At 33.7% G+C, this 14,212-nt stretch carries 13 protein-coding genes, 1 tRNA gene and 1 pseudogene; 9 read left to right on the top strand and 6 right to left on the bottom strand.

Annotated features, from left to right (window positions below):
* Nucleotides 1-44 precede the first annotated feature (44 nt).
* From ACP7AQ_RS03715 to ACP7AQ_RS03725, 3 genes are all read left to right on the top strand, one after another.
* Complete coding sequence (locus ACP7AQ_RS03715) at nt 45-2,063, top strand: heavy metal translocating P-type ATPase (protein WP_426094453.1); 2,019 nt, start codon at nt 45-47, stop codon at nt 2,061-2,063.
* A gap of 77 nt (nt 2,064-2,140) precedes the next feature.
* Entirely contained in the window at nt 2,141-3,274 is a 1,134-nt protein-coding gene (bshA, locus tag ACP7AQ_RS03720; protein ID WP_426094454.1) for an N-acetyl-alpha-D-glucosaminyl L-malate synthase BshA, read from the top strand.
* A gap of 71 nt (nt 3,275-3,345) precedes the next feature.
* Entirely contained in the window at nt 3,346-3,774 is a 429-nt protein-coding gene (locus ACP7AQ_RS03725) for a protease complex subunit PrcB family protein (RefSeq protein ID WP_426094455.1), read from the top strand.
* A 61-nt stretch (nt 3,775-3,835) separates the two neighbouring features.
* Here the strand turns inward: ACP7AQ_RS03725 and ACP7AQ_RS03730 are convergent.
* Nucleotides 3,836-5,094 (bottom strand): IS3 family transposase gene (locus ACP7AQ_RS03730; RefSeq protein WP_426094456.1). Its coding sequence is split into 2 segments (ribosomal slippage): nt 3,836-4,764 and nt 4,764-5,094, totalling 1,260 coding nucleotides; the frame shifts between segments, so codons are not numbered across the junction.
* 423 nt (nt 5,095-5,517) lie between these two features.
* Nucleotides 5,518-5,591, bottom strand: a tRNA-Arg gene (locus tag ACP7AQ_RS03735).
* Nucleotides 5,592-5,685: 94 nt separating this feature from the next.
* Here ACP7AQ_RS03735 and ACP7AQ_RS03740 point away from each other — a divergent pair.
* Nucleotides 5,686-6,195, top strand: a pseudogene (locus ACP7AQ_RS03740) (adenine phosphoribosyltransferase).
* On the opposite strand, the gene ACP7AQ_RS03745 reads toward ACP7AQ_RS03740, so the two are convergent.
* The 4 genes from ACP7AQ_RS03745 to ACP7AQ_RS03760 form a co-directional block, all read right to left on the bottom strand.
* Nucleotides 6,185-6,331, bottom strand: coding sequence for an SsrA-binding protein (locus ACP7AQ_RS03745; protein ID WP_426063162.1), 147 nt, complete (start codon nt 6,329-6,331; stop codon nt 6,185-6,187). The pseudogene ACP7AQ_RS03740 and the gene ACP7AQ_RS03745 sit on opposite strands and share 11 nt — an antisense overlap.
* 78 nt (nt 6,332-6,409) lie before the next feature.
* Nucleotides 6,410-8,197, bottom strand: a complete 1,788-nt coding sequence (locus ACP7AQ_RS03750) for a M56 family metallopeptidase (protein WP_426094457.1) — start codon at nt 8,195-8,197, stop codon at nt 6,410-6,412.
* Nucleotides 8,198-8,220: 23 nt separating this feature from the next.
* Nucleotides 8,221-8,589 carry a BlaI/MecI/CopY family transcriptional regulator gene (locus tag ACP7AQ_RS03755; RefSeq protein ID WP_426094458.1) on the bottom strand — a complete coding sequence of 123 codons (369 nt, stop codon included), beginning with the start codon at nt 8,587-8,589 and terminating at the stop codon, nt 8,221-8,223.
* Nucleotides 8,590-8,919: 330 nt separating this feature from the next.
* A complete protein-coding gene (locus ACP7AQ_RS03760; protein WP_426094459.1) occupies nt 8,920-10,137 on the bottom strand; it encodes an MDR family MFS transporter in 1,218 nt (405 codons plus the stop codon).
* 96 nt (nt 10,138-10,233) lie between these two features.
* On the opposite strand from ACP7AQ_RS03760, the gene ACP7AQ_RS03765 reads away from it, so the two are divergent.
* From ACP7AQ_RS03765 to ACP7AQ_RS03785, 5 genes are all read left to right on the top strand, one after another.
* Complete coding sequence (locus tag ACP7AQ_RS03765) at nt 10,234-10,836, top strand: DUF1684 domain-containing protein (RefSeq protein WP_426094460.1); 603 nt, start codon at nt 10,234-10,236, stop codon at nt 10,834-10,836.
* On the top strand, nt 10,836-11,489 hold the full coding sequence (locus ACP7AQ_RS03770; protein WP_426094461.1) for a TatD family hydrolase: 654 nt from the start codon (nt 10,836-10,838) through the stop codon (nt 11,487-11,489). Before ACP7AQ_RS03765 ends, ACP7AQ_RS03770 begins: the two co-directional genes overlap by 1 nt.
* A 54-nt stretch (nt 11,490-11,543) precedes the next feature.
* On the top strand, nt 11,544-12,257 hold the full coding sequence (locus ACP7AQ_RS03775) for a tRNA threonylcarbamoyladenosine dehydratase (RefSeq protein WP_426094462.1): 714 nt from the start codon (nt 11,544-11,546) through the stop codon (nt 12,255-12,257).
* Nucleotides 12,258-12,318: 61 nt separating this feature from the next.
* Complete coding sequence (locus tag ACP7AQ_RS03780; protein WP_426094463.1) at nt 12,319-12,993, top strand: HAD family hydrolase; 675 nt, start codon at nt 12,319-12,321, stop codon at nt 12,991-12,993.
* Nucleotides 12,994-13,043: 50 nt separating this feature from the next.
* Nucleotides 13,044-13,889: a DUF2911 domain-containing protein gene (locus ACP7AQ_RS03785; RefSeq protein ID WP_426063154.1), complete on the top strand. Its 846-nt coding sequence runs from the start codon at nt 13,044-13,046 to the stop codon at nt 13,887-13,889.
* Nucleotides 13,890-14,212: the final 323 nt, after the last annotated feature.

Consider the following 14,212-nt stretch of genomic DNA (forward strand, 5'->3'; position numbering starts at 1 on the left):
GGAAGTAAATTTTGTACTTTTAGAACTCTTAATCTATTCTAATTATGGCACACAAACATAAAAATAACGCTAATCATCAAACTGCCTGTTGCTCATTAGAAGAAAACAAGCAGGAATCAGATAAAGATCAAAAGGGATGTTGTACCGTAGATAATGATGCTGAAAATTACGACGGACATGATCATGATGATAGAAACGGAAGCGAAAGTGTCTTCAGATTATTTTTACCGTCTATCATCAGCTTCGTATTATTAATTATCGCGTTGTTATTTGATAATTATTTTCCCCAATCATGGTTTAATGGCTGGGTTCGAATTGCATGGTATGTTGTAGCCTATCTTCCCGTAGGTTTTCCAGTTCTGAAAGATGCTTTTCAAAGTATTAGAAAAGGAGCTTTTTTTTCCGAATTTTTTTTAATGAGTATTGCTACAATCGGTGCTTTTGGAATTGGTCAATATGCGGAGGGAGTAGCCGTAATGCTTTTTTACGCAATTGGAGAACTATTTCAGATGATGGCGGTACAAAAAGCTAAATCAAATATTAAATCATTATTAGACCAAAGACCTGATACAGCAAATGTATTATACGGCGCGAATGTTGTTTCCAAAAAAGCTTCGCAAGTCACTATTGGGGAAATAATAGAATTAAAACCAGGAGAAAAGTTAGCATTAGATGGAAAATTACTTTCGGATCATGCGACTTTCAATACTGCCGCGTTAACCGGAGAGAGTAAACCAGATTCTAAATCAAAAGGGGATATTATTCTTGCTGGAATGATTAATCTAAATTCTATTGCGCAAATAGAAGTAACTACCGCATTTACCGACAGTAAATTATCTAAAATTCTTGAAATGGTGCAAGAAGCTACGGCCAAGAAAGCACCAACAGAGTTGTTTATCAGGAAGTTTGCTAAAATTTACACGCCAATAGTCGTTTATTTGGCTATCGGAATTTGTTTGATTCCACTGTTATTTGTCGATAATTATGTTTTTAAAGAGTGGCTGTACCGTGCTCTGATATTTTTGGTAATTTCATGTCCATGTGCTTTAGTTATTTCTATACCGTTGGGTTATTTTGGCGGAATTGGGGCAGCTAGTAAAAACGGAATCTTATTTAAAGGATCTACATTTCTAGATACTATGGCAGCTATTCAAGTTGTAGTGTTGGACAAAACAGGAACGCTGACCAAAGGAGTTTTTAGAGTTCAAAAAGTAGTTGCGATAGGGATTTCAGAGACCGATTTAGTTGATTATACCGCAGCGATTGAAGCTAAATCTACACATCCTGTAGGTTCAGCAATAATTACATTCGCTAATATTGCTAAAAACGAAACTGTTGTTACCGAAGTTACCGAAATCGCTGGTTACGGAATAAAAGGTTTTGTTGATGGAAACGAAATCTTGGTGGGAAGCCCTAAATTGATGAAAAAATTTAATATTGATTATGACACGAAACTTGACACGATTCCGTACACTATTATTGTCGTTGCCATCAATCAAAAATATGCAGGTTATTTTCTGATAGCCGACGAAATAAAAGAAGATGCAAAATCGGCCATTGAAAGTTTACATAAAATAAATATTAAAACAATATTGCTTTCAGGAGATAATCAAGCTGTAGTTATGGCTGTAGCCAAAGAATTGAATATCGATGAAGCATTCGGGAATTTATTGCCGGAAAATAAAGTCGAAAAAGTGGAAGAGCTATTGCGACAAAAGTTAAAAGTTGCATTTGCTGGAGACGGCGTAAATGATGCTCCAGTAATCGCTTTGGCGGACGTCGGAATTGCAATGGGTGGCTTAGGAAGCGATGCTACTATTGAAACCGCTGATGTTGTAATTCAAAATGACCAACCCACTAAAATTTTCACCGCTGTCACCATCGGGAGAAAAACAAAACAAATCGTTTGGCAAAATATCGGATTGGCTTTTTCAGTAAAACTAATAGTGCTGATTCTGGGAGCTGGCGGACTGGCATCGATGTGGGAAGCTGTTTTTGCAGATGTGGGCGTTGCCTTGTTAGCAATATTGAATGCGGTACGAATCCAGCGAATGAAATTTTAAAATCCGATGGTATTTAACTTAAAATTCCATAAAACCCATTCCTATTTTTCTTAATTTCGTTTTATTAAATTACATACATGAAAATTGCAATAGTTTGTTATCCTACCTTTGGAGGTAGTGGTGTTGTCGCTACAGAACTGGGACTGGAATTGGCTCGTAGAGGTCATGAAATACATTTTATAACTTACAGTCAGCCTGTGCGTTTGGCGCTTTTGAACCCCAATGTGCATTACCATGAAGTGAACGTTCCAGAATATCCATTATTCCATTATCAACCGTATGAATTGGCTTTATCAAGCAAATTGGTAGATATGGTAAAATTATATAAAATAGAATTGCTTCACGTTCATTATGCTATTCCACATGCGTATGCGGGATATATGGCAAAACAAATGTTGAAAGATGAAGGAATTAATATACCAATGGTCACAACGCTGCATGGAACTGATATTACATTGGTGGGAAATCACCCTTTTTATAAACCAGCGGTAACTTTCAGTATCAACAAATCAGATTTTGTTACTTCGGTTTCCCAAAGTTTGAAAGACGATACCTTAAAATTATTTAATATAAAAAATGAAATTGAGGTGATTCCAAATTTTATCGAATTGAATAAAAACATGAACGACCCGAGTATTCCTTGTCAACGTTCGGTTATGGCGAAGGAAAATGAGCGAATCATAACGCACATCAGTAATTTTAGAAAAGTAAAACGAATTCCGGATGTCATTAAAATTTTCTATAACATTCAGAAGGAGATTCCTGCGAAATTGATGATGGTTGGAGATGGTCCTGAAAAAGAAAAGGCGGAATATTTATGTCAGGAATTAGGGATTTTAGACAAGGTGATTTTCTTTGGTAACAGTAACGAAATTGATAAAATACTGTGCTTGACAGATTTATTTTTGCTTCCTTCAGAAACAGAAAGTTTTGGACTTGCGGCATTGGAAGCTATGGCTTGTAAAGTTCCAGTTATTTCCAGTAATTCCGGAGGTTTGCCAGAGGTAAATTATGATGGTATTTCCGGTTACTTAAGTGATGTTGGAAACATAGAAGAAATGGCTCAAAATGCCCTGAAAATTCTACAGGATGACGTGGTTCTTAAACAATTTAAAGAAAACGCTTTGACAGTTGCAAAACAATTTGATATTAAAAACATTTTGCCACTTTACGAAGGGTTGTATAAAAAAGCCCTTAATAAATTTTTATAAATTTTAGAATTTGTAAATTGAAATGAGAATGAGTTTCAGAAACTATTCCATTTAATTAAAAAATATAAAGAATGAAAAAAGTAATTCTATCAGTACTTGCTATATCTCTGGCTTCATGCGGTGCTACTTCTTCAAAAAGTTCAGATACAAATAAATTGTATGAAGTTTTGACACAACAGACAACTGGCGGCGCTAATATTCGCTTTTTTGAGATTCTTTCGGAACCAAACGAAATTAAAATGCTGCAGAATGATGAAAATTTAAAAAATAAAATTAGTGCTAATGATGTTCATAAATCTAATTTTATTGTTTTGAATATGGGAGAGAAAACCACTGGTGGTTATAATATAGGGATTGACACTGTAGTTGAAACCGATAAAAATATAATCATAACTGTGAAGGAAACAAATCCTGAACCGGGAAGTATGGTTACACAAGCGTTTACTACTCCCTTTTGTGTAGTAAAAATAAATTCTAAAAAGGAAATTATAATCAAATAATAAGAAGATTAATTTGTCTAATCCTGAAAAAAGTTGACACGAATTAGATTTTAAAATTACATTAATTATTAACCTCTGAAGTAAAAACTTTCGAGGTTTTTTTCTTCCATTTTTTTGATTTGATTACTTGTTGTAAAAGCGTCTGATTTGGCGTTAACATTTGACAACTTAAGAGAGGCCTATTTTGGTTATAAATATCAATAGATTCCCTTATTACTTTTAATGCCTGTACATGATTTATAAATCCATCTATCAGTAAAAATTCATACTTTAAAATACCATTTATTCTCTCTGCTATTGCATTTTCATAAGGATCACCATTTTCAGTCATACTAATTTTGATGTTGTTTTCAGTAAGCTTTTTTACATAATCACCAGAACAGTATTGTAAACCTCTGTCGGAGTGATGAATTAATTCATGTTTGTATTTTCGGTTCTTTAAAGCTAACTCCAACGCATTTAAAGGCCCTACTGTGCTTAGATTATCCAAAAGCTCATAACCCATAATCTTTTTTGAATATGCGTCAGTAATTAAACTTAAATATTCATGTCCTTTATCGGTTTTGATATAAGTGATATCGCTAACCCATAGCTGTTCTGGTTTTGTGACATCCATGTTTTTAATTAAATTGGGATATTTCTTCATCCAATGTTTTGAATTTGTTGTTTTTATATAGCTCCTTTTAGGTTTTATAAGTAAATGCTCTGCTCTCGAAAAATGGAATAAAAAATCTCTTCCTATTTTAATATTCAACTCATCTAATTCATCTTTAATTAAAAAGTAAAGCTTTCGTGTGCCTATCCTAGGCATAACGCAACGTATTCTCATTACCATGTCACGAACAATTAAAAGTTCAGAATGTCTTTGTAATCTATCAGTTTTGTTTTTATAATAGGCTTGTCTGCTTATCCCAAACAATAAACACATACCCTTTATGCCTAGGATCTTGGATTTTGTTTTTTTGATTGTTTGGGTAAATACTTTTTTTGGATATCTGTTTTCAATAACTCGTCGGCAATGTCTATAGCAACATTTAAGACATATACTTTTTCTTTTTCTTTAGAAAGTAGAGATTCTAGCTCTTTTATTTGTTGTTCTGGAGTATTCTTTTGTGACATAGATGGTAATTCTTTCCAATCTAAGATACTATGTTTTCGCATCCAAACCAAAACAGTGCTTCTACCTTGGATTCCATACTTTTTTTGAGCTTGTTTATAGGTTAACTCGCCTTTTTCTACTTCGGCAACTACTTGTAATTTAAAAGCTAGGCTGTAATCTCGTTGACTACGTTTTTGTCTTTGCGGGGATTGTGATTCCATAAATTAAGTTGTTTGAGTGACAACCTATTTCAGGACGGGACATGGATATAAAATAAGCCGTTTCTGCTGCAGAAACGGTTTTTTTGTGTTTTGTAGTTAAGTTTTGAAAAAGATTTTAAACACAGATTTTAATAAACTCAACAAATAGATTGGTTTTCCACTGTTTAGTAAGTTTTGAACAAGTTGAAATACGATTTATCGATCGTGATTGCTCTTAAAGCTAAATAAGTTGTGTAAAGTCCATTTTCTATGAGCTTTCTTCGTAATATATAGCTTAACGACAATTTAGAAGTTGGGATTGGAGATCAATGATTTGAAAAGGTATTGTTTTTTAATGTTTTTGTACCTTATCTAAAAATTATCGGATTTAGTACACTTTTCGATACAATGCATAAAAAAACCCCAACATCTGTTGGGGTTTTGTGACCTTGACTGGATTCAAACCAGTAACCTCTTGAGCCGTAATCAAGTGCGCTATTCAGTTGCGCCACAAGGCCGTTTCGCAAACCGTTTTATTATCCTGCTTGCGGGTGCAAATATAGGTATAAATGTGTAATTCGCAAGTGTAAAATTGTAAAAAAACAAAAAAAGATGGCGTTGCAAAATTATATCCGTGATATTCAGGGTTTTCCCAAAGAAGGAATTTTTTCTAAGACATTATTACATTGTTAATTGATCCCGAAACAAGGAATAAATGCCTTGAATATTTCGTTCATCCTTAAAAAATAAAAAAATGGACACTGTAATAGAAGTAAAGAGTCGCAGATTTTTCTTTGGGATGTTGATTGCACAGGAATTAAATGCTGGTTTTATTCCGGTTCGAAAGCCTAACAAGTTACCTTATGAAATCATTTCGGCAACGGACGATTTGGTATATGGAATGGATACTTTAGAAATTCATATCGATGCGATTCAAAAAGGAGATAGAATCTTACTTCACGATCACGCATTAGCGACTAGGGAAAGGAGAAAGCAGTTTGCGTATTAGTGGAACGATTGGTTAGCGAAATCGTGCAATGCAATTTCCTTAGGGAGTTAACTTTCCTAAATGGAAGATCAAAAATGAAAGGCAATGAAATTTTTGCTGCAATTACTTCTTAGATAATGCACGGGCGGTAACGTAATATCTAAAACCAATGATTGCCATTTGCCATTTCGTGGCTTTCGCCAAATCTAACCGCTGTTTGGTGAAACTAGGTAAAATGACTTTGTTGATTTGTGCTAGGATTTTATACATACGGTTTTGTTTTAGACAAAGATATAAAAAAAGACGGTCTTGATAAGGACCGTCTTTTTTGGCTATTTAGGGGAGTTATTATTTTTTTCTTTCGCGTTCCAAGTTAGAATAATATTGTTCCATTTGTTGTTCGTACACTTTCATTTTTTTTTCAAAAACTTCCATTTCTTTATTGAATGGTTCCATTTTCTTATCAAATTCTGCCATTTGCTTATCGAAAGCTTCCATTTGAGGCTCTAGTTTTTTCATTTTAGCCTCGAAGTCTTCCATTTTTTTATCGAATTCTTTCCAAGCTTTTTTATCACCTGTCATGGGGTCTCCTTTTGGTGCCTTCGGCGCTTTGGGAAAAAGGGGTGCTTTCGGGGATTTAAATTTAAAAGTTGGAACAATAGGCGGAGTTGGTGGCTCTGGGAACATTTCTTTCCCGTCTAAATAGCTTTTAGTAATTATACGGATTGAATTCTTAGTTGAAGAAGCATCTTTTTGTACATTGACGGAGCTTATGTGATTCGGATTCATGCTTTCTGCCTCTAGCGGGCTTACTTTTTTTCCGTCAATAAAATATTCTGCATTTCCAGGAACACCATTTTTTTCTGTCGTTGTCTTTGTAACCGTGTAAGTACTTTTTGGTTTTTGAAGAATATTTAAACTATTTGGATCCACATTTTCTAATCCCAAATCCGTCATTTGTCTTTCAGAATTAAATATACTTGTACTTTCTGCGGTTTTACCTTTCGTTACAATTCTTACTATAGATTTGTTATTATTCTTAGAGATATTCATTGTGATTATGTCATCTGGGTTGGTTGTGTCTAATTCTTCTTTGCTCACTTTTTTTCCATCAATATAAATTTCTGTATTTTGATCAATACCTTCATTTTTGTAATTATTGACTACCAGAGATTTTATTTTTTTAATACTGTCTTTTTCTTGTTGTACTTCTAAAGCAGTAGTAACCGGATGTTTTGATTCCACTTTGATGGTTTCTTCTTTTACTTTTTCCTGAGCAATTACCTCAATTTGAAATAAAGATACAAAAGCCACTAAAACAGGAAGAATAAGTGTGTATTTCCAGGAATTCGATTTTTTTGATTGATTTTTGTTTAACATAACGATTCGTTTTTTGATTAATGATTGATAAAAATGATTAGTAATGGCAACACAATTTTCGTGTGTTGTTATTTTTAAGAGCGTAAACTGATACGCTTTTTTGTCGGATATCTTTTTTGTGGCTTCGTCGTCAGCAATGTATTCTAAGTTTTGTACAATTGCTTTTTTATAAAACCAAATAAATGGATTAAACCAAAAGACAATACAAAACAATCTTGAAATTAATACATCAACAGTATGATTTTGTTCACTATGCACTTTTTCGTGTTCCAAAATATTTTCTAATTCGGTGGTGCTGTATAAAGAAGAGTTATAAACAATAGTATTAAAAAAAGAGAAAGGAGCTAGGTTCTCTTGTATGTCTATAAATTTAAAATAAGCTTGACGTTTTACGGTTTTTCCTTTTAATACTTTTTGTAAACTGTAAAAATCAAAACCGAATTTAGTTAATAGATACAAAGTGCCAATACAGTAAATTACCGCTAATCCCAAATAAATATACTCTTCAGTATGATCTTCATCAGCAATTGTGTTTATGGGTAATGATGACCAATCATAATTTACAGGAGTTGGTTCTACCCATATTATTTTTGTTAAAACCACTAACGGCAAAAGAACGGCAGTAAACAAACCCAATAACAGAAACCAGCGATTGCTCGTAAAAAAGGTTTCTTTTCGCAACATAAAATAATAAGCCAAATAGAACAGTGCGATTAATCCACTGGATTTGAGAAGATAAAGATAGAATGATTCCATAATTACTGTTGTTACTGTAAAGTTTATATTTCCCCTTTTTGACTTTCAATCATTGCTAAAATCTCTCGTAATTCAGCTGCAGAAATTTTCTCTTCTTTGGCAAAATGCGATACCATATTTTTATAAGAACTGTTGAAATAATTATCGATGGCCGTATTCATAAAACGTTTTCTGTAGTCTTCTAAACTCACGATAGGGTAGTACTGATGCGTGTTTCCAAAAGCATTGTGCGACACAAAACCTTTTTCTTCCAGATTGCGAACAATAGTAGAAAGTGTATTATAGTGAGGCTGATCTTCGGTGATTTCCGCCATGACTTCTCTTACAAATGCTTTTTTGAGCTTCCATAAAATATGCATTATTTCCTCTTCTTTATTAGTCAGTTTTTGCATGATTTTTTTATTTGAATCAAATGTACAACTATATTTATAGTTTGCAAACTGTTTTTATAGTTATTTAACTAATTTTTTAGTTTTTATTAATTTTGATTTTTAAATCAAGGATATAAGTTACTTGCTTTTATTGTTCAGAGAGTTAATTTGGAAATACAGAAGCAATTAATTTCAGATATGTTGTTTTGAAAAAGAGGTTGCGTGAGGGATAGTAGCTAGCTACCAAAGTAGCGCGAATAGCCCGACCGCATTCATAAAAGGGGCAATTTAAGCAACTAGTTATTTTGCCCCTTTTAGGAATGGGGTCACGCCCAAAGAGTGATAATGGAATTAATTTTGTTCTTTTTGAACAAGTTTTTGCAACCAAATGCAACCTGCTACAGAAAGTATCCCTAAACTACCCATGACAAACCAGTTTGCCTGATAGCCGAATGTAGCAATGATTTGAAGACCAGTTTTAGAACTCGCAATATGTGCCAAACTGAAACTCATCGTAAATAAGGCCATGTAGCGGCCTTCATGCCCTTTTGGTGCTCGGCTTAACGCAAAAGAATTGGAAAAAGGGAAGATGAACATTTCGCCAAAAGTGATAAAAAAAATGCTGACAATTAGTATTCCAGCCCACATATTGATCATTAAAACATAGAAACTTAGGGACATCAGCAACGAACCCCAAAGTATAATTTTGAGCTTATTGATATCTTTTCTTTGGCTAAAACTGACTATTGGCATTTCCAGAAAGAAAATTAAAAGTCCATTTAAGGATAATAAAAGTCCGCTTTGAAACTCCGTCAGTCCAAATTTTTCATTGTGATATAACGGTAAAGTCGTAAAAAGTTGAAAGAAAAGCATCGCCGTTATAAAACAGATAAAGAGAAAAATCCAGAATATTTTGTCTTTAAAAACGGAAGCAGGTATTTCGGTTTCGCTATTTGCTGTGTTTAAATCGGCAGGTCTTTTACGCTCTTTTACCAATAAGGTGAAAATCAAAATAGATACAATGCAAGAGCTTCCATCTACCCAAAATAATCCGCTGTAGCCTAAATTCATGATAATCAAACCTCCTAAAGCCGGTCCCGCGGTAAATCCTAAATTTACTGCTAATCGAACTAAAGTCAGTGCTCTGGTACGATTTTCAGGTTTGGCATACGTCGCGAGTGAGACAAACATTGCGGGACGAAACATATCAGCAACGGTCATTATAACAAACATTCCTATGCATAATCCGTAAAAAGTTCGGATGTATTGTACAAAAAACAACAGAATTCCACTGGTGAACAAACTGAAAACCATTATTTTATAAAAACCTATTTTATCAGATAATTTGCCTCCGAGCCAGGAACCCAGCATAGAACCAAAACCAAAAGCTACCATAATCCATCCTACTTGTGCGTAGGAAAAATTCAAATCTTCTTTCAAATATTTGGACAAAAACGGCAAAACCATTGTACCGGCACGATTGATAAAAGTGATGAGTGTAAGAATCCAAATCTCTCTGGTAAAGCCTTTGAAATTATTTATGTAACGTTGAAAAGCAGTTTGGATCATATACTAAGTTATAATTTTGCAAAGGTAGAAAACTTTGTACCGATGCGTCTTTGTGTCCTAGTAACTTTTAAACTATTTTTGCATAAAAATAGAAACATGCGGATACTATTTACTTTACTTCTTTTATTGCAATTGAATTTTGGCTTCGGCCAAGAAAAATTTGATGTTTCGGCTGTAGCCAAATTCCAAAAGGAATTGAACGCAGAATATGCTGATGCAAAGACAAGTCCATTGATTGCAGAAGATTTAGCGGTTTTTAAAACGCTGGATTTTTATCCTGCAAACGAAACTTTTTTTGTGATAGCAAAATTGGTAAGAACCCAAAAAGAGAAACCTTTTGAGATGGAAACTTCAACGGACAGAAAACCTTTGTATGTAAAATATGGAGAACTTTACTTTACAATTAACGGTCGTGATTTTGAACTGAATGTCTATAAAAACATTGAACTTTCAAAAAAGAAGGAATACAAAGACTATCTATTTCTGCCGTTTTCTGATTTGACTTCGGGTGCCGAAAGTTACATTGGCGGAAAGTACATTGATTTAAGAATTCCGAGAGGAGATACGATTGTGATTGATTTTAACACCTCTTACAATCCGTATTGTGCCTATAATTACAAGTATTCTTGTCCAAAGGTTCCTCTGGAAAATGATTTAGATGTTGAGATAAAAGCTGGAGTCAAAAAGTTTCACGACTAATGGAATTCTTTAATCTGCATACGCACAAATGGACTAATCAACTCAATGTGTTGGAAATAGTAAATCAATATCCGCAGGAATTTGATGCAACAATTCCGCATTATTCCATCGGAATTCATCCGTGGTTTATCGTTGAGGAACGAATAGAGGCTGATTTGGCTGTAATTGAAAGTAAAATACAAGAGAAAAATTGCCTCGCTGTTGGCGAATGCGGATTGGACAAGCGCATCGAAATTTCGATGGAATTGCAACAAATGGTTTTCGAAAAGCAATTGCTTTTGGCACAAAAACATCAACAAGCAGTAGTGATACATTGCGTCGCGGCTTTTCAGGAATTAATTGCAATTAAGAAAAAATTGAATATTTCAGTTCCAATGCTGATTCATGGATTTTCAAAAAACGCACAACTTGCAAAACAATTAGTGGACAATGGATTTTATATTTCGTTTGGGAAATATTTATTGATAAATAAGGAATTAGAAGCTGTTTTTAAAAGCGTTCCCAATAATCGATTTTTTCTGGAGACTGATACGGTGGAGGAAGGAATTGAAGCAGTTTATGAATTGGCAGCAAAATACAAAGAAATTTCCGTTAAAGAAATACAGAAAATGGTGAATAATAATTTTTTGGAAGTATTCAAGATTAGATTTTAAATATAAAAGCGTTAAAGTTTTAGAACTTTAAACATTAAACAATAAATTAAAAAAATGGCAGAGTGGACAGAAAGAGCCGAACTTTTATTTAAAAAAGAAGGTTTAGATAATTTGAAAAATGCAAATATATTGGTTGTAGGACTGGGTGGTGTTGGTTCTTTTGCGGCTGAATTTTTGGCAAGAGCAGGAGTGGGAAATATGACTATTGTAGATGGTGACGTAGTTGACATTACTAATGTAAACCGACAATTACCTGCTTTACATTCTACTGTGGGACAACCCAAAATTACTGTTGTTGGGGATCGATTAATGGACATTAATCCAGAGTTGAAATTGATTCGCGTGCAAGAATTTCTTTCGCCGGAGCGCGCTTTCGAAATTGTTTCAGAGGAGTTTGATTATGTTTTGGATTGCATCGACAGTGTCACTCCTAAGTTGAATTTAATTATTGGCGCCAAGCGGAAAAGAGTAAAAATCATCAGCAGTATGGGCGCGGGCGGCAAAATGGAAGCTTCTAAAGTGAAAGTAACCGATATTACCAATACGGTGAATTGTTTCTTTGCTAAAACCATCCGAAGACGATTGAAAGAATTTAAAATTGATAAATTGAAAGTGGTTTTTTCTTCTGAAATTCAAGATGAGACGAGTTTAAAAATGACAGACGGATCCAATTTTAAAAAGTCATTTTACGGGACAAACAGTTACATGCCGGGATTATTTGGTTTGTACGCTGCAGAAACCGTGATTCGTCATTTGCTAAAGAAATAGTATTCATTTTTAGCCTTCGTATTAAAGATTAAAACTCATAACTCATAATTTATAATTTCAAATGATACAAACCGTAATTTTTGACATGGATGGCGTAATTGTCGACACTGAACCCGTACATCGTTATGCTTATTTCAAACAATTTAATGAATTAAATATTACTGTTACGGAGGAAATGTACACCTCATTTACTGGTTTTTCGACTCGAAATACATTTCAGAAATTGAAAGAGATTTTTGTAATTGAAAACGAAGTTGAAGATTTGATTCAAAGAAAACGCAATATTTTTAATGATGCTTTTGACAGTAAAGCTGATTTGGAATTACTGGAAGGTGTTGAAAGTTTAATTAAAGAACTGCATCAAAACGGAATGCAGTTGATTCTGGCTTCTTCAGCATCCAAAGTTACTATTGAGCGAGTTTTTAGCCGGTTTAAATTACATGAGTATTTTACGCATGTTGTAAGCGGAGAAGATTTTCCAAAATCGAAACCAGATCCTGCTATTTTTGAACATGCCGCTAGTTTGTCAATTGCCCCAAAAGAGAGCTGTATTGTCATTGAAGACAGTACGAATGGAATAAGAGCGGCGAAAGCTGCCGGGATTTTTTGTGTGGGCTACAACAGTATTCATTCTGAAGCTCAAGATTTATCAGAAGCTGATGTTGTAATTAATCATTTTAATGAATTGGGTTTTGATATGCTTAAGGATATTCAGTCTAAATTAAGAAATAATTAACAATAGAAAGCGACTGAATTTGTAAATTTGGAAACATAAAAATTTGAAACATGAAAAAAATAATCATTGTATTTGCCATTATTATAGCAAATTTCACTATTGAGGCACAAGTTAAAACACCTCAATCAAGTCCGAAATCTACCATCATGCAAGCAGTAGGTTTGACAGATGTAGAAATTAATTATTCAAGACCAAGTGCAAGAGGAAGAGCCGTATTTGGTAATTTAATTCCTTTTGGAAAAGTTTGGAGAACAGGAGCGAATGAAAACACAACCGTATCTTTCAGCGACGATGTAATTATTGATGGAAAAACTTTGAAAAAAGGAAAATATTCGTTGTACACAATTCCAAAAATAGAAAGCTGGGAAATAATTTTTTATAAAACTACTGATAACTGGGGTAATCCAGAAGAGTGGAAAGAAGAAAATGTAGCACTTAGAGCTACAGTTAAGCCAGAAACTTTAAATAAAAGTGTGGAAACATTTACTATGGGAATTAGTGGTTTAGACAACAATTTTGCCTTTTTAGAAATATATTGGGAGAACTCTTATGCAGCGTTAAAATTTGAAGTGCCTACACAACAAAAAGCAACAGCTAACATCGAGAAAGCATTAGCGGGACCAGTTGCTGCAGATTATTTTTCTGCCGCTCAATTTTTATTTCAATCGAACGGGGATAATGCAAAAGCTTTGGTTTATGTAAACAAAGCATTGGATATGAGTAAAGATAAACCGTTTTGGTTTAATAGATTAAAGTCATTGATTCAAGCCAAACTTGGAGATAAAAAAGGAGCAATCGAAACTGCGAAATTATCTCTTGCGGCGGCTGAAATTGCTAAAAACCAAGATTACGTAAAAATGAATAAAGACAGTATCGCAGAATGGAGTAAGAACTAATTATTTTAATTTTTTTACAAGAAAACCCCGTTTCAAATAGATGAAACGGGATTTTTTTTGTTTGAAAAATCAGGCATTATCATTTTAAATGTAGCGCCTAATACCATTTTATTTTTGTAATAACCTTAATAAACAATCGCGCGGTTTGTCATTTTGAGGAAATGGAAATCTCCTTACGTAATTCAGATTGTGTGATTCCGTCTTCATCGGAATGACAATATTACTAATAAATATTCCAGTATTTTTAAAAATAAAAGGATACCATCATTATGATTTGCAAATCTTAAGTTAATAGATTTACGAAACTAAAACACAATCATTTA

Origin of the sequence: Flavobacterium sp. DSR2-3-3, from assembly GCF_049896585.1 — a bacterium.
Taxonomy (GTDB): domain Bacteria; phylum Bacteroidota; class Bacteroidia; order Flavobacteriales; family Flavobacteriaceae; genus Flavobacterium.

Excerpts from the sequence above, each read along its gene's own strand:
- ACP7AQ_RS03750 (WP_426094457.1), bottom strand. The coding sequence starts at position 8,197 with ATGGAATCATTCTATCTTTATCTTCTCAAATCCAGTGGATTAATCGCA.
- ACP7AQ_RS03715 (WP_426094453.1), top strand. The coding sequence starts at position 45 with ATGGCACACAAACATAAAAATAACGCTAATCATCAAACTGCCTGTTGC.
- ACP7AQ_RS03780 (WP_426094463.1), top strand. The coding sequence starts at position 12,319 with ATGATACAAACCGTAATTTTTGACATGGATGGCGTAATTGTCGACACT.
- ACP7AQ_RS03725 (WP_426094455.1), top strand. The coding sequence starts at position 3,346 with ATGAAAAAAGTAATTCTATCAGTACTTGCTATATCTCTGGCTTCATGC.
- ACP7AQ_RS03770 (WP_426094461.1), top strand. The coding sequence starts at position 10,836 with ATGGAATTCTTTAATCTGCATACGCACAAATGGACTAATCAACTCAAT.
- ACP7AQ_RS03745 (WP_426063162.1), bottom strand. The coding sequence starts at position 6,331 with ATGTATAAAATCCTAGCACAAATCAACAAAGTCATTTTACCTAGTTTC.
- ACP7AQ_RS03760 (WP_426094459.1), bottom strand. The coding sequence starts at position 10,137 with ATGATCCAAACTGCTTTTCAACGTTACATAAATAATTTCAAAGGCTTT.
- bshA (WP_426094454.1), top strand. The coding sequence starts at position 2,141 with ATGAAAATTGCAATAGTTTGTTATCCTACCTTTGGAGGTAGTGGTGTT.
- ACP7AQ_RS03775 (WP_426094462.1), top strand. The coding sequence starts at position 11,544 with ATGGCAGAGTGGACAGAAAGAGCCGAACTTTTATTTAAAAAAGAAGGT.
- ACP7AQ_RS03765 (WP_426094460.1), top strand. The coding sequence starts at position 10,234 with ATGCGGATACTATTTACTTTACTTCTTTTATTGCAATTGAATTTTGGC.
- ACP7AQ_RS03755 (WP_426094458.1), bottom strand. The coding sequence starts at position 8,589 with ATGCAAAAACTGACTAATAAAGAAGAGGAAATAATGCATATTTTATGG.
- ACP7AQ_RS03785 (WP_426063154.1), top strand. The coding sequence starts at position 13,044 with ATGAAAAAAATAATCATTGTATTTGCCATTATTATAGCAAATTTCACT.